This is a genomic window from Mycoplasmatota bacterium (assembly GCA_018394295.1).
Taxonomy (GTDB): Bacteria; Bacillota_I; Bacilli_A; order Haloplasmatales; family Haloplasmataceae; genus JAENYC01.
Window position 1 is genome coordinate 1,877,617 of the sequence record CP074573.1, and the last position, 19,639, is coordinate 1,897,255.

The 19,639-nt window shown below is 27.8% G+C and carries 15 protein-coding genes and 4 pseudogenes; 5 read left to right on the top strand and 14 right to left on the bottom strand.

The features are described 5' to 3' along the window. Window positions 1–100: 100 nt before the first annotated feature. The 3 genes from KHQ81_08625 to KHQ81_08635 all read right to left on the bottom strand — a co-directional run bounded on the left by KHQ81_08625 (window position 101) and on the right by KHQ81_08635 (window position 3,170). On the bottom strand, window positions 101–1,609 hold the full coding sequence (locus KHQ81_08625) for a leucine-rich repeat protein (GenBank protein ID QVK16962.1): 1,509 nt from the start codon (window positions 1,607–1,609) through the stop codon (window positions 101–103). A 260-nt stretch (window positions 1,610–1,869) separates the two neighbouring features. Then, a complete protein-coding gene (locus KHQ81_08630) occupies window positions 1,870–2,673 on the bottom strand; it encodes an IS3 family transposase (protein ID QVK16963.1) in 804 nt (267 codons plus the stop codon). Beyond that, entirely contained in the window at window positions 2,607–3,170 is a 564-nt protein-coding gene (locus KHQ81_08635; protein ID QVK16964.1) for a hypothetical protein, read from the bottom strand. Before KHQ81_08635 ends, KHQ81_08630 begins: the two co-directional genes overlap by 67 nt. 524 nt (window positions 3,171–3,694) lie before the next feature. Here KHQ81_08635 and KHQ81_08640 point away from each other — a divergent pair. Beyond that, window positions 3,695–4,744: a P1 family peptidase gene (locus KHQ81_08640; protein QVK16965.1), complete on the top strand. Its 1,050-nt coding sequence runs from the start codon at window positions 3,695–3,697 to the stop codon at window positions 4,742–4,744. 436 nt (window positions 4,745–5,180) lie between these two features. Here the strand turns inward: KHQ81_08640 and KHQ81_08645 are convergent. Further along, window positions 5,181–5,401 (bottom strand): annotated as a pseudogene (locus tag KHQ81_08645) (hypothetical protein). Between the two features lie 926 nt (window positions 5,402–6,327). On the opposite strand from KHQ81_08645, the pseudogene KHQ81_08650 reads away from it, so the two are divergent. Next, window positions 6,328–7,793: pseudogene (locus KHQ81_08650) on the top strand (IS1182 family transposase). Between the two features lie 107 nt (window positions 7,794–7,900). Here KHQ81_08650 and KHQ81_08655 read toward each other — a convergent pair. The 3 genes from KHQ81_08655 to KHQ81_08665 form a co-directional block, all read right to left on the bottom strand. Beyond that, window positions 7,901–8,050, bottom strand: a complete 150-nt coding sequence (locus KHQ81_08655) for a hypothetical protein (protein QVK16966.1) — start codon at window positions 8,048–8,050, stop codon at window positions 7,901–7,903. Between the two features lie 217 nt (window positions 8,051–8,267). Further along, entirely contained in the window at window positions 8,268–8,726 is a 459-nt protein-coding gene (locus tag KHQ81_08660; protein QVK16967.1) for a hypothetical protein, read from the bottom strand. A 131-nt stretch (window positions 8,727–8,857) separates the two neighbouring features. Next, window positions 8,858–9,043, bottom strand: coding sequence for a DNA repair protein (locus KHQ81_08665; protein ID QVK19601.1), 186 nt, complete (start codon window positions 9,041–9,043; stop codon window positions 8,858–8,860). 172 nt (window positions 9,044–9,215) lie between these two features. Here KHQ81_08665 and KHQ81_08670 point away from each other — a divergent pair. Together KHQ81_08670 and KHQ81_08675 are read left to right on the top strand one after the other, a co-directional pair. Further along, window positions 9,216–10,681, top strand: a pseudogene (locus KHQ81_08670) (IS1182 family transposase). A gap of 201 nt (window positions 10,682–10,882) precedes the next feature. After that, window positions 10,883–12,181: an ISL3 family transposase gene (locus KHQ81_08675; GenBank protein ID QVK16968.1), complete on the top strand. Its 1,299-nt coding sequence runs from the start codon at window positions 10,883–10,885 to the stop codon at window positions 12,179–12,181. Between the two features lie 164 nt (window positions 12,182–12,345). On the opposite strand, the gene KHQ81_08680 is transcribed toward KHQ81_08675, so the two are convergent. The 3 genes and pseudogenes from KHQ81_08680 to KHQ81_08690 form a co-directional block, all read right to left on the bottom strand. Further along, window positions 12,346–12,798, bottom strand: a complete 453-nt coding sequence (locus KHQ81_08680) for a GyrI-like domain-containing protein (protein ID QVK16969.1) — start codon at window positions 12,796–12,798, stop codon at window positions 12,346–12,348. Window positions 12,799–13,102: 304 nt separating this feature from the next. Then, window positions 13,103–14,663, bottom strand: a pseudogene (locus tag KHQ81_08685) (IS3 family transposase). 122 nt (window positions 14,664–14,785) lie between these two features. Further along, window positions 14,786–15,055: a hypothetical protein gene (locus KHQ81_08690; protein ID QVK16970.1), complete on the bottom strand. Its 270-nt coding sequence runs from the start codon at window positions 15,053–15,055 to the stop codon at window positions 14,786–14,788. Between the two features lie 517 nt (window positions 15,056–15,572). Here KHQ81_08690 and KHQ81_08695 point away from each other — a divergent pair. Further along, entirely contained in the window at window positions 15,573–16,130 is a 558-nt protein-coding gene (locus KHQ81_08695) for a hypothetical protein (protein QVK16971.1), read from the top strand. Between the two features lie 36 nt (window positions 16,131–16,166). Here the strand turns inward: KHQ81_08695 and KHQ81_08700 are convergent, their stop codons facing one another. The 4 genes from KHQ81_08700 to KHQ81_08715 all read right to left on the bottom strand — a co-directional run bounded on the left by KHQ81_08700 (window position 16,167) and on the right by KHQ81_08715 (window position 19,615). Continuing rightward, a complete protein-coding gene (locus KHQ81_08700; protein ID QVK19602.1) occupies window positions 16,167–16,406 on the bottom strand; it encodes a DNA repair protein in 240 nt (79 codons plus the stop codon). 191 nt (window positions 16,407–16,597) lie between these two features. Then, window positions 16,598–17,959, bottom strand: coding sequence for a leucine-rich repeat protein (locus KHQ81_08705; GenBank protein QVK16972.1), 1,362 nt, complete (start codon window positions 17,957–17,959; stop codon window positions 16,598–16,600). A 266-nt stretch (window positions 17,960–18,225) separates the two neighbouring features. Next, the gene (gene radC / locus KHQ81_08710) at window positions 18,226–18,906 is read right to left on the bottom strand and encodes a DNA repair protein RadC (protein ID QVK19603.1); all 681 of its coding nucleotides are present in this window, start codon (window positions 18,904–18,906) and stop codon (window positions 18,226–18,228) included. Window positions 18,907–19,003: 97 nt separating this feature from the next. Further along, a complete protein-coding gene (locus tag KHQ81_08715; protein ID QVK16973.1) occupies window positions 19,004–19,615 on the bottom strand; it encodes a hypothetical protein in 612 nt (203 codons plus the stop codon). Between the last annotated feature and the right edge of the window lie 24 nt (window positions 19,616–19,639).

The window sequence follows — 19,639 nt, forward strand, 5'->3', positions numbered from 1 at the left end:
CTTGTCATTATTTCTTATGAAGATTCACAAGTCATACTACTCACATTTACCAGAAAAGTATAAGTTACTCTAACTCACACTTTCATTCTACAAAATGATATTAACTACTAATTGGGTAAATATTACTGTCATAACATGGCCATGCTTCTTTATAATCATCAACATAATCAGATGGAACATAGATTTTTAAATTACTATTCGAAACTCCAAGTAAATTACTATAATTAGGATTGATAAAAGTATCAATTGATGGTGGTGTATTAGCTGTTATTATAATACTTGTTAAACTTGTTGAACTAAATACTGTAATTCCTAATGTTGTTAATTGGCTACCTTCTTCAAATATTACGGTGGTTAAATTTTTTGCTCCAATAAATGCATAATTACCCATGGTTGTTACACTATTTGGGATTGTTATACTTCTTAAACTTGTTGCTTCTTCAAATACATAATCACCTATAGTCGTTAATTGACTATCTTCTTCAAATATTACGGTCCCTAAACTTGTAGTTAAGAAAAAAGCATTGTCTCCTATAGTTGTTACACTGTTTGGTATTGTTATACTTGTTAAACTATCTGTTCTTGAAAATGCCTTTCCACCTATTTCTGTTACACTGTTTGGAATTATTATATTTGTTAAATTTTTTGCATTAAGAAATGCACAAAAACCTATTTCTGTTACACTGTCTGGAATTGTATAAGTAATTTCTTTTTTACTTGCTGGATAACTGATAAGTAATGTTTGATCTTTATTGAATAAAACCCCATCGATAGAACTAAACATAGGATTATCAACATCAACAACAATATTTGTAAAACTTCTTACTGTAAATGCTCCAGATCCTATTTTTGTCACATTTTTAGGAATTGTTATACTTATTATACTTGTTCCATTAAAAACATGTTCTCCTATTGTAGTTAATTGACTATCTTCTTCAAATATTACTGTTGTTAAACTTGTTGCTCCTTCAAATGCTAGTGGTTCAATTATTGTTACACTATCTGGAACTGTTATATTTGTTAAGCTTGTTGCGATATAAAATGCTCTATATCCTATAGTTGTTAATTGACTACCTTCTTCAAATATCACTGTCGTTAAACTTGTTGCTCCTAAAAACGCAGAATAACCTATGGTTGTTACACTATTTGGGATAATTACTCTTTTTAAACTTGTTACTCCCTTAAACACATTATCACTTATTCTTGTAACTAAACACTCATTGTGAACTCTAGGAATTATAACATTAGGAGTTGTCCCACTATATCCACTTACTGAACAAGTATTATCTTCTAAAGGGATATAACTCAAACCTTCATCAGAAAATACTAACCATTTCGCATATAATGTAATATTTTCTTTAGGCATTGTTGTAAAATTATAATTTGTTGTTAAGTTACTATCACTATACCACCCCATAAAAGTATACCCTGTTTTAGTTGGGTCAGTTGGTTTTGTTACTTGTGTGTTATAGTTTTGAATTATTGATGGTACTTCTGTTCCCCCATTACTATTAAATGTTATTTTATATTGATTGATAGTCGAATCGTTACATCCAAAAAGAATAGTAGATAAAAAACATACAAAAAGAATTATCAATATTTTTCTCATAACAAATCTCCTCGAATAATAGTAATTATATATTAACATCCAACTAGCAATTAATTTTGTCATATTGTGTAAATTTATGATAAAGCCCTAGACACTTATTCGATTTTACATGATGATAATGGATGTATATCCATGTCTTAATGTTCTTTAAACACATCTCTGGGGTGAACAAGGATGACAATAGATATAGTGAAAAAAAAGGAAGTCATATTAAACTGTACCCTATGTCAAGGACATATTGAAAAAAAGAATATATTATATTATGCTGCTTTAAGCTGATTCCTGAATTCAATAGGAGTCAGCTTATTTAGTTTCCACTGATATCTTTGGTGATTGTAATAGTACATATAATCATCTATTTTTAGTTCTACATCTTTTAATGTTTTACATTCTGAAAAGTCTATATAGTCTTTCATATGGCCAAAGAACGATTCTATAGGTGCATTATCCCAACAGTTACCTCTACGAGACATTGATTGAAGTAAGTTTCTTGACCTCACTTCTTTTGAGAATTTAGGACTTGTATAATGACTTCCTTGGTCCGAATGTATAATGGCATTTTCGGGTAAGTTTATATTGTCTAATTCTTTAACTGTATCCAATACAAAGTCAATTTTAAGATTATTTGATACCTTATAAGCAACTAATTCTTTCGTACTACCATCTAATATGGTAGATAAATATGCGAATCTATTATTATACCTTATATACGTAATATCAGTCAGTAACACCTTATATGGAGACTGCTGATCAAAGTTTCTATTTAAATGATTCTTGTGTACTCTATGGTTTTGATCTGCTTTTAACATCTGCTTATAAGGATCCTTTCTACGTATTTTACATACTAGACCATATTTACTCATAATTCTTCTAATGGACTTCAAATTCATGTTTTCCTTTAAATGCATCTTAATTTGTTTAGCACCATACTTTTTCTTTCCAACCTCAAATACTTCCTTGATGAGTTTAAATCTTTTCTTATCATTTTGTTCCTTTTTCATTCTATTCTTCTTTGATTTTTCTGAATGGTAGTTATAGTAACCACTTCTTGATACTTCTGCCACACTACATAAATAATCTTGTATTCCTGGTCTTCTAGATTTATGGATGACTTTTTGATCATCTCAAATTTATCACTTTTTCTTATTTCTTTCCCATTCCTCCTTTCGCTTTCGTCGAGCTTTTTTAACATATCATTTTCCATTTCTATTAAAGCAATTTTAGCCTTTAATTTCTCAATCTCTTGTTCTTCGGTTTGAATTTCATGCTTATATCTTCCTCGATTATCTTTACGGGAATCATCAAGTGAAACAACGCCTCCGTCATTATAAAGTCTCTTCCATCTAGTTGCACATTGTTCTATTCGTTTCATCCCTATAATATCAACATCAAAACCATGTTCAATAAATATTTGACGTGGTAATTTTCCGCCTCTATATTCATGCATAAAGTCAATCTTGAATTCAAGGGTATAAGTAATAGATTTACTTGACACACGCTTAACATTTGGATTATTTTTTATTAGTTCAATTTCTGTTTCATTAAATACATTAATGCTCATATCCTCTTCTCCTTAATACACACTAAAATTATTATAACATACAAAAATACCCTATAGAGGGAACACTTTCTTTTTCAAAGTGTCCACACTATAGGGTATATTTTATATCAATTGACTTCTTTTTGGAGTAAATCTAGTAAGAAACTTATTGTATAATCTAACAAGTCTTTTTTTTTCTTAATTTAAATAAAAATAATAAAATCTATTCAATTTCACCTAACAATATTGCCTCTCAATTAATTATATAATGAATAATTAGTATTATTGTTATTAAAATATAGAAATTCAATAAATACTTTTTTTACAACTGTTATATTTTAATAAATCAGTTATAAGTCTAAAGAATACTAATAAATTTATATTCGTTAGATATAGTGATTGAGTTGCTCCAACTACCAATATATACACGTCAAGAATGGGCTTTTATGTCCTATAGCTTTTACATTAAAAGGATAAACTATATTTAGATTTTTCAACTATTGTGTTACAATAATCAAAAAGATTAATTAAAATGGAGGATTATCATGCAGAGAAAAAGAATAAGAGAATTAGGGATTAACATTGGCAAATTAAAAACAGGAGAATTTAACGCAATTACAGATGTAGATGGTATCATTGTAGGACATAAAACAATAATTGATAAAGATGTTTGTTCAGGACTTACCGTTATCATGCCTAATAATGGCAAGTTAGAAGAGTGTCATTTTCCAGCAGGACTTTTTACTTTTAATGGAACAGGCGAATTTACAGGTAGCCATTGGATAAATGAAACAGGAACCTTGGTGACACCGATTGTATTTACAGGAAGTCATTTACTAGGCTTAGCACATCACTATCTTTCTATAGCAACAAGAAAACTAAATCATCTCGAACCATTTTCTAATGGTATTGTAGCTGAAACTTGGGATGGATGGTTAAGTGATTTAGAAAAAACGACAATGAAATATGATGACATAGAGGAAGCAATACTAAACGCTAAATCTGGTGTAGTAGAAGAAGGTAATGTTGGTGGAGGAACAGGAATGATATGTTTTGAGTTTAAAGGTGGAATTGGGACTTCTTCACGGAATATTGAGTGTGATTGTGGAAACTTCACGATTGGTGCACTTGTACAAAGTAATTTTGGTCGGAGAAAAGATCTCATTATTAACAATAAATTAGTTGGTGAAATAATTAATGAAGAGGACGTGCCACTACCTTGGTATACACCAGAAAACGATGGTTCATTATTAGTTACGATAGCAACAGATGCTCCGTTACTCCCTTTACAGTGTCAAAGAATATCAAAAAGGGTGGCGTTAGCTATGGCAAAGTTGGGCGGGATTGGAGAAGAGGGTAGTGGCGATTTCTTTATCACTTTTTCAACTGGAAATTGTTATTCTTATGGTGATGAAACAATTTGCTCCATTAATATGTTTCCCTCTGAACAACTCGATTTTATTTTTGAGGGAGCAATTGAAGCAGTTGAAGAAGCTATCATAAATTCGATGTGTATGGCAGAAACAATACAAGGACAAAAACAAAGACAAGTGCACGCATTACCTCAAGATAGATTATTAAATATATTAAAATAAACCTTGTAAGATACATTTTCTATTGCCTATACAATATAAAATCATAAAATTTAAGTAAATCTGAAAAATATATGGAGTTGATAATTATATTACTTGATTAAATAGAAATAAAGGACAGCAAAACATTGAAAAATATCACAATATTAAATAAAATATACAAACTACAACATAAAGATATAGAATGAACTCTGAAAGAAATATATATTTTTTCTTCAGTTAAGCAAGTATCTTCCACTACTAATGATTTTGGGTCTAATATTCCATTTTTTAATATTTTTACAGCATTATCATATTGATGGTTTATTCCATCGAAAATAAAAAGAAATATTCCTAAAAATAATATTAATGATAAAATTATCAAAATATATCCCACAATGTTTTCAAATTTATTCCTCTCTTTTTAATATATTTAAAAGCTAGTCAACTAAAAATTTCTTTAAAATAAATAAACTATTCCCATTAATCCTCCTACTTCCATCAACCTTTTGGTGATAGATATATCGTGTGTACTTGGAGTAAGGTCTCCACTTGGATGATTATCATCACAATTATGAATACACAACCAAGTCTTAATGCCTCTTTAAACACTTATCTAGGGTGGACAAGGGCACCTATAGGTGTAGAGTAAAAAACTAATGTAATTTTAACTATACTTATGAGATATTATTTTCATTCTCTATTGTTGGAAAAACTACAAAAGATTTATATTGACTTACTAAAATAATAAACCATACTAAAATTGATGTATAGTTTATAAAGTGATGTGAGACATAGTACAATAAATAAAACTGACTATATGCATCAAATAAAACTAACTCAGAGTATCTAATAATTAATCTAAAAAAGTATACTAAATCCCAAATAATGATAGAACATAATATAAAAATAATTATACTATGAAAAAATTTATTCAATTTATATATTTTTTTTATGATAAAGTGTACAATACCGATTACCATTAAAAAAACAAAAAGTAGAAACAAGTAATTGATTATATCAAAAATAGAAACCATAATAAAAAAAGTTTCATCAAATTTAAAAAAAGAAAATCCAGTAATATAGAATATAAAAATAATGAAGTATAATAAAAATAAGAAGATATTAATTTTAAAACTTCTTTTAGTTATATTATTTTTAACAACGTTAAAAAATAAAAAGGATAGACAAGCAATAGATAAAAAAATAAAAATCAACGAAAATACATATTGAAATCTTTGAAATATCTCTATTTTAATGTTAATCGATGGATTACTATTTGCATAAATAATTTTATTTCTATAAATATATAATGGTAATTTTATTAAATATAAGAACCATAAAAGAATAAATAATTTATTAATTTTATAACCATAGTGCAAAAAATAGTATATTACTAATAAACATAAAAATAATAGTATTGATGTAGCATAAGTTAAAACATCAAATAAATATGCAGTAATAAAGGAGGCTGCTGAAAAAGTCTCATCAAATTATGAATTGGGAAGAGTATATTAATTATTCTTCCTTTTTTCATATAAATACAACGAAAAGAAAGTGAAAAATGATATAATGAAGGTAGAAAATAATTTGAAATTGGTGATAGTATGCTACCTAATAAAGAACTTGTCTTAAGTCCATACAGTAAGTTGTATGATATTGTGGTTCCAAAGAATCATATATTAAGAAAATTTAAAGAATTAGTGGATTTTGAATTTGTTTATGAAGAATTAAAAGATAAATATACAAAGGATAATGGAGCGACAGCGAAATGTCCTATTTTTATGTTTAAATTATTATTATTAAAAGTAATGTATCCAATGTCTGACCGAGATTTAGTTGAACAAGCACAATTAAATATGGCATATAAGTATTTTTTAGAAATAGCTCCAGAAGAAACAGATATTATCCATCCAACAAGTTTAACAAAGTTTAGAAAGTTACGATTAAAAGATGGAGAATTATTAGATAAACTAATTTCAAAAACAGTAGAACTAGCACTAAACTTAGGATTAATAAAATCAAAACAAATAATAGTAGACTCAACACATACAAATAGTATGTTTAATTATAAATCACCACTTGAAATCTTAGAAGAGAAATCAAAAAATTTACGAAAAGTAGTATATAAGACTGATGAAAGTTATAAAGATAAGATGCCTGAAAAGCCAATATCAAAGAATATAGACGATCATATAAAATACTGTAATGAATTAGTTGAATTAATTAGAAATGATGAAAATTTACTAATCAGAGAAAATATTAGATTAAAAACAAACTTATTAGAAGAAATAGTAAATGATAATATTGAAGAAATAAATTCAATGGTAGAAAAGGATGCAAAAGTAGGACATAAATCAGCTGATACATCATTCTTTGGATATAAAACACATATCGCGATGGTGCCAGAACGAATTATCACAGCGGCAGTTGTGACAAGTGGAGATAAACACGATGGAAAGCAAGCAAGAGAATTATATGTGAAATCAAAAGAAACTGGAATTGAAGTTGATGCTTTTATAGGGGATGGAGCGTATTCAGAAAAAGAACTAATAGAATATGCGAAAAAAATGAATTTAAATTAGTTTCAAAATTGAGTAAAACAGTATCTAAAGGAAATAAAAGAAAATGTGAGAATTTTGAATATAATAAAGATGCGAAAAGATATGTATGTAAAGCAGGTCATATGGGAGTTAGAGTTGCACTACATGGTAAAAAGAAACATGAGATAGAAGGAACTCCATTGCGAGAAACGCATTATTTTGATGTAGAAAAATGTAAAACGTGTCCATTTAAAGAAGAATGTGGATATAAAGAAGGACAAGATAGTAGATCTTATACAGTTACATTAAAGAAGGATAATGTTCATGCAGAACATGAAAAATTTCAAGAAAGTAAAGAATTCAAAGAATTAGCAAAAGAAAGGTATAAGATAGAAGCTAAAAATTCTGAATTGAAAAATAGTCATGGATATAAAAGATGTCAATCCCATGGCCTTTTAGGTATGCAGATACAATCAGCAATGACAATATTCGCAGTAAACTTGAAAAGAATTGTAACACTAATGGGATAGAATATATCTCATTCTTTAATAGAAACAATAAAAAAGTTAGAAAATGAAGTTAAATCATTTCTAACTTTTTTTATTTAATATTAGTTATCTGAAAATAGACTAGATTTTCAGCACCCTCTAATAAAGTCCCCATTTTTATCAAATAAAAATTCAAATGAAAATCTAAAATAAAATATACTACTTATTTTCATTAACATATCAAAACTTGATAATATCAATAAAATAACTAATAATTCTTTTTTAATCTTAACCTTCATAATATCCCTCCATTTTCTTCCATTATAACATATAATTATTTAATTATATATAATTGCAATTATTTCTATTTCAGATAGATAATAAATTATTATATTAATAAAGTTTTCTTGATAAAAAAATAATACTATCTCTATAAAGAAGATTATTTATATGTATTTTTCTTCTCGCATATTATTATATCCATCAGCGCTAATTAATTAGGTTGTATACCAAAGATTATTTCAGTTCATCTATATCTTTTGACATTGAATTACAATTATATATACAGAATATAACCAAGCAAGTTAAATTTACTAAAATAAAAATATGGAGTACAATATGATAGAAATCTGGAATAACCCTAGTATCAGATGCTGCTATAATGTGATAGGTATCTTTAAAGAATTGATTATATGAAATTATTTTCTTATCAGAAGCACCAAATAAGGTATAATACCAATGACTAAAAAACTGAATTACTGTCCAAAGAAACACGAATACAGTTAATATATATTTTCCTAATCTGTCTTTTATATAAAAGAAAAAACATAAAACTAAAAAAATTATCCACCACACACCATCAATACTATTCCAAGCAGCTTCCACAATGATAATATCACCAATAGAAAATCCTGTCATATCCATTGAAAACCAGATTAATAATATTGATAATAAAATAATACAAACCTTTTTCATTTAATTTCCCCCTCGTATAATTTGAAAATTTAATTATTTGTCTATAATTATAGTCATAAATTAATCATAGTCAATACATAAATTTCTAGTAAAGCAGATTAATAATTTATGAGAAGCATACTTCTCTTCTCTCATCCATCAAATCCTATTTTAAAGTGATCCAGTAGTCCAATTTCCATTAATACTTCTACTTCAATAAACCTTTTCAAAATGGATACATCAAATGGGCTTGAGATGTGATTGTGGCTGACAATAATTGATACACATCCTTTTTTTAAGACTTCTTTATATACTTCTCTTGATTGTACACTAGTGATAATACATCCAGAGAGAAAAAGGAAGTCAAAAGGAGGCTGCTGAAAAAGTCTCATCAAATTATGAATTGGGAAGAGTATATTAATTATTCTTCCTTTTTTCATATAAATACAACGAAAAGAAAGTGAAAAATGATATAATGAAGGTAGAAAATAATTTGAAATTGGTGATAGTATGCTACCTAATAAAGAACTTGTCTTAAGTCCATACAGTAAGTTGTATGATATTGTGGTTCCAAAGAATCATATATTAAGAAAATTTAAAGAATTAGTGGATTTTGAATTTGTTTATGAAGAATTAAAAGATAAATATACAAAGGATAATGGAGCGACAGCGAAATGTCCTATTTTTATGTTTAAATTATTATTATTAAAAGTAATGTATCCAATGTCTGACCGAGATTTAGTTGAACAAGCACAATTAAATATGGCATATAAGTATTTTTTAGAAATAGCTCCAGAAGAAACAGATATTATCCATCCAACAAGTTTAACAAAGTTTAGAAAGTTACGATTAAAAGATGGAGAATTATTAGATAAACTAATTTCAAAAACAGTAGAACTAGCACTAAACTTAGGATTAATAAAATCAAAACAAATAATAGTAGACTCAACACATACAAATAGTATGTTTAATTATAAATCACCACTTGAAATCTTAGAAGAGAAATCAAAAAATTTACGAAAAGTAGTATATAAGACTGATGAAAGTTATAAAGATAAGATGCCTGAAAAGCCAATATCAAAGAATATAGACGATCATATAAAATACTGTAATGAATTAGTTGAATTAATTAGAAATGATGAAAATTTACTAATCAGAGAAAATATTAGATTAAAAACAAACTTATTAGAAGAAATAGTAAATGATAATATTGAAGAAATAAATTCAATGGTAGAAAAGGATGCAAAAGTAGGACATAAATCAGCTGATACATCATTCTTTGGATATAAAACACATATCGCGATGGTGCCAGAACGAATTATCACAGCGGCAGTTGTGACAAGTGGAGATAAACACGATGGAAAGCAAGCAAGAGAATTATATGTGAAATCAAAAGAAACTGGAATTGAAGTTGATGCTTTTATAGGGGATGGAGCGTATTCAGAAAAAGAACTAATAGAATATGCGAAAAAAATGAATTTAAATTAGTTTCAAAATTGAGTAAAACAGTATCTAAAGGAAATAAAAGAAAATGTGAGAATTTTGAATATAATAAAGATGCGAAAAGATATGTATGTAAAGCAGGTCATATGGGAGTTAGAGTTGCACTACATGGTAAAAAGAAACATGAGATAGAAGGAACTCCATTGCGAGAAACGCATTATTTTGATGTAGAAAAATGTAAAACGTGTCCATTTAAAGAAGAATGTGGATATAAAGAAGGACAAGATAGTAGATCTTATACAGTTACATTAAAGAAGGATAATGTTCATGCAGAACATGAAAAATTTCAAGAAAGTAAAGAATTCAAAGAATTAGCAAAAGAAAGGTATAAGATAGAAGCTAAAAATTCTGAATTGAAAAATAGTCATGGATATAAAAGATGTCAATCCCATGGCCTTTTAGGTATGCAGATACAATCAGCAATGACAATATTCGCAGTAAACTTGAAAAGAATTGTAACACTAATGGGATAGAATATATCTCATTCTTTAATAGAAACAATAAAAAAGTTAGAAAATGAAGTTAAATCATTTCTAACTTTTTTTATTTGGTTCTATAATATTTGGTGTGGGTAATAAACTCACACCATTTAATTTGCATAAAAAAATGAGACAGATTTCCAATATCCTGATACAATTAATAACGACGAAATCACTAATGAAAGGATTGGAAATATGTCTCAATACAATTGTATCGTAAAAGTACTAAATTTAAAAGATGAAAATATTTCTTTTAATGAAAACTTTTACTCAGAAGAAATTATTAAGGGTGTTAGATCACAAATCTATTATGGAACTCTCACATATCAGCCTCAATATTGTTATTCATGTGGTTGTGTATTTGATAACCAGTTTGAAAAGCATGGCTTTAAGACATCTACAATAACTTTACCTAAAGTATCTAATATGAATGCTTATTTAAAACTTAAAAAACAACGTTATAAATGTCATCATTGTAATAGTACCTTTACTCTCAAGACATCTATTGTTAATCAGCATTGTTATATATCTAATAATACTAAAGTAGCTGTTGCTCTTGCAGCTTCTAATAAGATTTCTGAATGTGATTTAGCCAAAGAACATAATGTATCACATTCCACTGTAAATCGTGTTATAAACAGTTTCTATGAAGTGCATAAGCCTAATTATAATTATTTACCTGAACAACTTTGTTTTGATGAATTTAAATCAGTTAAATCATCAGTAGGGGCTATGTCTTTTCTTTTTTGTGATGCTCATAATGGAAGCATAATTGATATCGTTGAAGATAGACGCTTAAATTCATTAATCAAATATTTCCAACGATACACTAAAAAAGCAAGGAGAAGTGTAAAATTAATCGTTATCGATATGTACAAGCCCTACATTCAACTTATAAAGATGCTCTTTCCTAACGCTAAAATAGTTATGGATAAATTCCATATTATTCAATTAATCTCTCGCTCATTAAATAAAACTAGAGTTAGAATTATGAATCAAGATAAAAAGAACTACAATAAGTTTAAACGTTATTGGAAGCTTATATTGAAAGATCGGGCTAAATTAGACATCAAAAATTATAGAAAAGTTTATTGTTTTAAACAAATGATGTGTGAAGAAGATATTGTAAATTATTTACTAGATCAAAGTAAGGAACTTAGAGATACATATGAACTATATCAGGACCTTTTACATAGTATTAAAAACAAAAATCCAGAACTCTTTACAACTACTCTTGATCAAATTGAACAAGAATACCCAAACATATCAGCTTATATGAAAACATCAGTTAAATCTATTCGTAAGAATAAATCCTATATTCTAAATCTAATGTCTACTAATTATACAAATGGTGTAATTGAAGGTATAAATAATAAAATAAAAGTTATCAAGCGTATAGCTTTTGGTTATAGAAGCTATCATCATTTTAAACTACGAATTCTCATTTCTCATGGAATGGGAACAATGAAAAAAGGACTAAGCCATTCAGCTTAATCCTCGTAATTGATTTAATGTCAGTTTATTGGATATTCTCTACCCACACTACTTGACAAAGAGCCTTTTATTTAATATTAGTTATCTGAAAATAGACTAGATTTTCAGCACCCTCGTCAAAAGTGACTTCCTTTATATACAGTATTAAATCCTAATGATATTATCTATTTTAATTTAATCGGAACATATATATCAAACTGGTTTCTAATCGGTAATCCTTGTGGTGTAATTACGTGACCCATTCCATAACGTGTATGGTAATTCGGGTCATTTTCTTCAGTTGCTAAATCAAAATGTTCACTGCTTTTAACCCATGTGTAAATTCTATTGTAGGCTTCAGTTCTATCCTCATCTTCGTCGTAAGCTGTAGCAACTGCATATAGACCTCCAGGAAAATCAAAAACTTCATAACCAGAGGTGTCTTCTAGATTTTCAGGAATTGCGTATATCCATTCTAAACATCCTAATTTTTCGTTATTCCACATAAAATCTTTAGGATACAAAACTCCTGTTTCTTCTGAAGCTATTTTACTCCACCATCTATCAAATTTCTCTAAATCTCTTCCTCCAGAACGTGCCATTTTAACTCTTGGTAATTGGATTATTCTTATTGTCATACTACACCACTCCTTTTCAATTATTAATCAAATATTACTATACTGGTTATTAATTTTCAATATGTTTATATAATTTTTTATAATTTTAATGTAAATTAAATGTTCATAATATTTTGTTGATATTTGAGATACTCCTTACATATTATTATTTTTAATAAATTGATTCATTCTACTAGTAAACATATTTTTTATTTTTAGCTAAGAGCTAATTAAATTTTTATAGAAAATATACAAACAAAAATGAATGCTATTGATATTACTCATCGCTTAATGTCAAGGTAGTTGTCGCATATTTTTAATTTTTTTAAGAAGATTTTGTTTCTTCTTTTTCCAAAATTGATGATTTTTCTGGGTTTAACCAAACTATGTTTTCCACACTCCAATTTCTTATGTTTCTCGACCATCTTTCTGGGTGTTTAAGTTGTGCTTGTTCATAGACTTTAATTCGCTTTTTTAATATTTTATTAGATAAACCGGAATGCCTTTGGTGCGGAGTTAAATATTTTATCCCACTATGAAGATGTTCATAGTTATACCAGTTTATAAACTGTAATGTCCAAGTTCTTGCTTGTTTAATAGTCTCAAAACCCTTATCTGGGTAACCTGGACAATATTTGAATGTTTTAAATATAGACTCCGCATAAGGATTATCATTACTTACTCTAGGTCTACTATTTGATGGAGTAATACCTAGTTGATAAAGGGTCTCTAAAAGAGTGACTCCTTTCATCGGACTTCCATTGTCAGAATGAAGCACTAAAGGTTTTTTATGTAAAAGTATATTTTCTGCTAATACTGCTCTTTTAACTAATTCACTAGCGTGTTGAGCAGATTGTTCAGACCATATTTCCCATCCTACTACTTTTCTACTAAATAAATCTAGGATCAAATATAAGTAATAATACATCCCTTTTATTGGTCCTTTTAGATAAGTAATATCCCACATCCAAACTTGATTAGGACCTGTGGCATAATGTGTTGATATAGGTCTATTTTGGGGTTTTTTAGTATTTCCTCTATGTTTTAGTTGTTTTTCTTCTCTTAAGATTCTATATATTGTTGATTCAGATGCTAAATATATTCCTTTATCAGCTAGGAGCGGCACAATTTCATTAGGAGATAAGTTTTTATATTCAGGCTGATTTACGACTTTTAAAATTTCTTCTCGTTCTTTTTTAGTTAATCTATTTTTGGGTGCTTTTTTTTTACTAATAGGTCTTTGATCTTCATTTGGTGATGAATCACTTCTCCATCGTTGAAGTGTTCGTAAACTAATTCCTATTTCTTCACATGCTTTTTCTTGTCTTGCTCCATTATCTACAGCTTCTCTTATCAGTGATATTGCTTTTTTGCGATATGTGGCACTGATTAATCTTCCTCGTCTTCCCCCCAAATCGCACTTGCCTTTTTTCTAAGTACAAGAAGGGCTGCTGCTTCTGCAAGTGCTGATTCTTTTCTTTGGAGTTCTTTATTTAATTTCTTAAGTTCTTGATTTTTTCTCTTAACTGCTTTTGTAGTTCTGTTGCTTGTTTAGCTACACCACCATTAGCCTGCATACATGCATCTCGCCATTCTTTAACTTGATTAACATATAGTCCTTTATTTCTACAATACTTAGATAATTCTACTTCACTTAATGTTGCAGTTTCTAAGACAATATGAAACTTATCTTGTGTACTCCATTCTTCTGATTTTAAAGGTTGTTCGTTAACAGGGATTCCATTTTCTTTCGCTTTCTTTTTCCAAGTAAAAAGTGTTATTTCTGGTATTCCTGATTCTCTTGATAATTCTTTGACTGATTCATTATGTAGTGGCATCATTCTTTGTATTAATGATAACTTATAATCCTTTGAGTATCTTGCCATAAAGTTGTTCTCCTTACTAAGTTTTTAAATTTTATTTCAAGACAACTAGTTGTCTTGAAATAACTTACTATGTCTACTATACTATTTTTAGAGCTCCATGACAACTATTCTAACACAGAGGGTCATTTCTTTTCTATACTCTTATATTTATCTTTAAAATCTTCCCATTTTATAGGAACAATTATTATATATAATATTAAAACTGTTACATACGCTGCTAATAAACAATATAAAACTAAATCCCATCCATACCATTTATTATTATTAATATACTCTAACATAATATTAACCAACAATAATGGAATTGGAATAGTTTGAATTGCTATAAGATTATTGATGTAAAACTTCTTCTTACCTGCGTTATAAACTTTAATTAATTTTTCATCTTTCAAAATAAAACCTCCGATCACTTTAAATACACATTTAAAAGAAACTATTATTACCTTTTAATATAATCTATTAATTATCCGGCATGAATTTTCTTTGATTACGCCACTTTCTCTTTGATTTCATAAAAAATATCTCTTCTTTATAAACCATTACTTATGCTTTCTTTCTTTATTATATTATATCATATTTTACAACTTCTTTTGATTTAAATTTAAATATATAACGCAAATGACGAATTAACATTACTAAATACTCATGAGAAATTGTTTGTATTAAATTCTTTACTTTTAATTATATACTCTATAATTAAAACTAATAATAGCAAATTCATAAAAATTAGGTAAGCTTTAATGATTAATTATAATCTATTTTAAATCAAGCTTCTGATTGTAAATAATGATGTTACTTATAAACAATATACTTATTAAATACCCTTTGATATAATATTGTTATAACTAACAAATAGAGAGAACTATATATTTATTAATTACTTAAATTTTTTAATTGGAGGGGTAAAAATTGAAAAAATCAGGAATAAAAGAGATTGTTAATCGTAGTATAAATCAAAGAAATCTTTGCAGAATGTTTTTTAGATATGATAAACATTATTGGTACTATTTTCCACTTTATGCAAATGATAAGTTATTTTTAGGTGCAGAAGAAGATGATTTCATAATTGATGGGTATTCAATTCGTAGATTTGTTGATGTTACAAAAGTACAAATCAAAGACGATAAGTGTTTAGAAATTCTAAAAAATGAAGGAATAATAGAAAGCATAAAAAAACCTATTGTAGATATTTCTAATTGGGAATCAGTTTTTAATTCTTTAAATTCTTTAAATAAGAATGTCATTATTGAAAAAGAAAGTTTAAATGATGATGAATGCGAATTTGTTATTGGAAAAATAGATAAAGTTTATAAAAACTTTGTTTATATTTATCATTTTGATGCTGATGGCATTTGGCAAGAAGAGCCCTATAAAATCCATTATACTGCAATAACAAGTGTTTCTTTTGGAACACGATATGTTGAAGTTTTTTCAAAATATCTTGATGAATTAAAAATTAATAAATAATGCTTGTAAAACTTGAGTATACATTAAAAAGAGAAGTTAAATATACTTCTCTTCCCTCATACTAATATATCCATCAGTACCTATCACTAAATGATCAAGTAAGTCTATTCCCATTAATTCTCCTACTTCCATCAACCTTTTAGTGATAGATATGTCTTGTGTACTTGGAGTGGGATCTCCACTTGGATGATTGTGTACGACAATAATCGATGCACAGCCATGTCTTAGTGTTTCTTTGAAAACTTCTCTGGGGTGGACGATGGTGACAATACGTATAGGGAAGAAAAATCGTCAACATGAAATTTCAGTTAACGATTTTTATTAATTATATATTCTTGTCAATTATCCCTAAAAACAGAAAACACTAAAATAAACTAAAATTAAAATTATTTCCATTATTTAAACTCTATCTTATAACTCAAGTTTTCATTCTATGATAAAAATATGGAGTTAAAGTAATTACTAAATCAATTATCAATTGGGAAAATTATTCTAGCATAATAACTCCACCAAGTTTTATAAATGCTTACATAATCAGATGGAACATAAATTTTTAAATTTCTATTCAAAACCCCCAAATTATCATCTATTGATGGTGGTGTCGTAGCAGTTATAATGATACTTGTTAAACTTGTTGTAGAAAATGCATCATTCCCTATTGTTGTTACACTATTTGGTATTGTTATACTTGTTAAACTTGTTGCTCCAAAAAATGCACAATCCCCTATTGTTGTTACACTATCTGGAATTGTATATGTAGTTTCATTATTACCTACTGGATAAGCAATTATTGTTGTTTGATTTTTATTTAGTAAGACTCCATCTTTAGAGATATATCGAGGATTATCAACATCAACATTGATACTTGTTAAACTTGTTGCTCCAGAAAATGCATTGCGCCCTATTGTTGTTACACTTTTTGGTATTGTAATACTAGTTAAACTTGTTGCTCCAGAAAATGTTTCATAATCTATTGTCGTTACACTATTTGGAATTGTATATGTAGTTTCATTGTTACCTGCTGGATAAGCAATAATTTTTGTTTGATTTTTATTTAATAAAAATCCATCTTTAGAGCAAAATTGAAGATTATCAACATCAACATTGATACTTGTTAAACTTGTTGCTCCAAAAAATACACTACGCCCTATTGTTGTTACACTATTTGGTATTGTTATACTCGTGATTCCGCTGCGGGAAAATGCCAAATCCCCTATTGTAGTTACACTATTTGGTATTGTTATACTTGTGATTTCGGTACGAGAAAATGCACTATTCCCTATTGTTGTTAATTGACTACCTTCTTCAAATATTACTGCTGTTAAACTTGTAGCGCTACTAAATGCTCCAGCTCCTATTGTTGTTACACTATTTGGTATTGTTATACTTGTTAAACTTGTTGCTCCAGTAAATACGTAATCTCCTATTGTTGTTATTAAACACCCATTATAATATTTAGGAATCAAAAGATAAGGGTATGAACCGCTATATCCACTTACCGAACAAGTATTATATCCTAAAGAAGTATAATTCAACCCTTCAGTTGATAACCATTTAGCGTATAACGTAATATTTTCTGATGGCATTTTCATAAACTCATAAGCGGTTGTTAAATTACTATCACTGTACCATCCACCAAAAGTATATCCTGTTTTAGTTGGGGCATCTGGTTCTGTTATTTGTGTGTTATAGTCATGAGTAATTGCTGATACATCTGTTCCACCGTTGCTATCAAATGTTATGGTATATTGATTGTTTTCTGAAACATTACATCCCACAATAATCGTAGATAAAAAATAAATGAAAATAATAATCATTATTTTTTTCATGATTTCCCCCCTTATATCTATAATTATTTATATAATAACATAAAGGATAACTAATTCAATAATAATTTTTGGTTTCTTTAAAATATATGCTGAATATGCTGATTTTAGTCTTTGGAAAGAGAAAACACTGTACAATATTTAATTCCGTGTAATAATATGTATCAATTTATGAAATATGACAAAATTGTTGGTGAATATAAATCAATTAATTAAATATAAATATTACTTTTGGATAATCGGTTCTTTTGAATCATTAAATCGAAACTCTATATATACTTCTCTTCCCTCATACTAATATATCCATCAGTACCTATGACTAAATGATCAAGTAACTCTATTCCCATTAATTCTCCAACTTCCATCAACCTTTTGGTGACAGAAATGTCTTGAGTACTTGGGGTGGGGTCCCCACTTGGATGGTTGTGAACCACAATTATGGATGCACATCCATGTCTTAGCGCTTCTTTAAATACTTCTCTGGGGTGTACCAAGGATTTATTTAATGAACCAACAAACAATGTCTTTTTTGCTAATATTCTGTTTTTGGTGTCTAAATAAATTCCAATAAAATGTTCTTGTTCTAATGATTTTACTTCCTCAGCAATATAATCAGCACACTCATTGGGTGATTTAATTTGTATACCTCGTTCTAAAATATAATGATTTGTTCTTTTTCCTAGTTCTATAGCTGCTAATATTTGAATTGCTTTCGCTTTACCAATTCCCTTTATCTTTATTAACTCATCTAACGTAATATTTTTTAAAGCATATAAATTTGGATATTTTATTATTATTTCTTCTGCTAAATGAATGGCAGATTTTTTTTGTGAACCTGTACGTAATAATATTGCGATTAATTCAGAATTGTTTAACATATTCGGTCCTTTTATCTCCATTTTTTCTCTTGGTCTTTCTTCTTTAGGTATTTCCTTTATTAAATAATTAATCATTTTATCACCTTTTTTTTCATTATTCATCTCTATATACGACATATGACTTGTATTTTATAAAATAAATAAAAAGCGTAGGACTTTTCCCTACGTTTTAAAGTAACAAATCAACTAAATTTTTGTATATATACAACTCATAAAGTGGAGATGAAGTACTACTTAAATCATTATTTAAAATGTTTATATTATTGTATAATTCTAAATTAATGACATTAACACGATTAATATAATCATCATCTATCTGTACCTGAGTCTTATGAATAAGCGATGTATAATAATTAATACTATCATAATAAAACTTATATTCATCAGAACTAGGATCCAAATCCGTCAACATGTAATATAATTTTTTTGACTTAATTAAATAATTTATTTGATTATCTTCTAATATTTGTGTCATACCTGTAAAACTTTCTGTATTTGATGAAACACCATGATAAACATAATAATTATCATGTTCTTTCACAACAAGACCGATTAGCCCTAGTTTTTTCATTTGATCTAAAGCAATCGTTGCAGTTGATTCATCATAATACACCCCTGATTGTAATATATAGATATCATCTGAATAGTTAGTCGCATTTGCATATATCGCTTCATTTCTTAACATACTATTTCCTAAAAATTTCCCGAAAATAATCCCTACGATTAAGGCTAATATGACATTAAAAATAATTCTTGTATCAGAATTAAACCAATTCTTCATTCTATCACCTCATAAATTATTTTT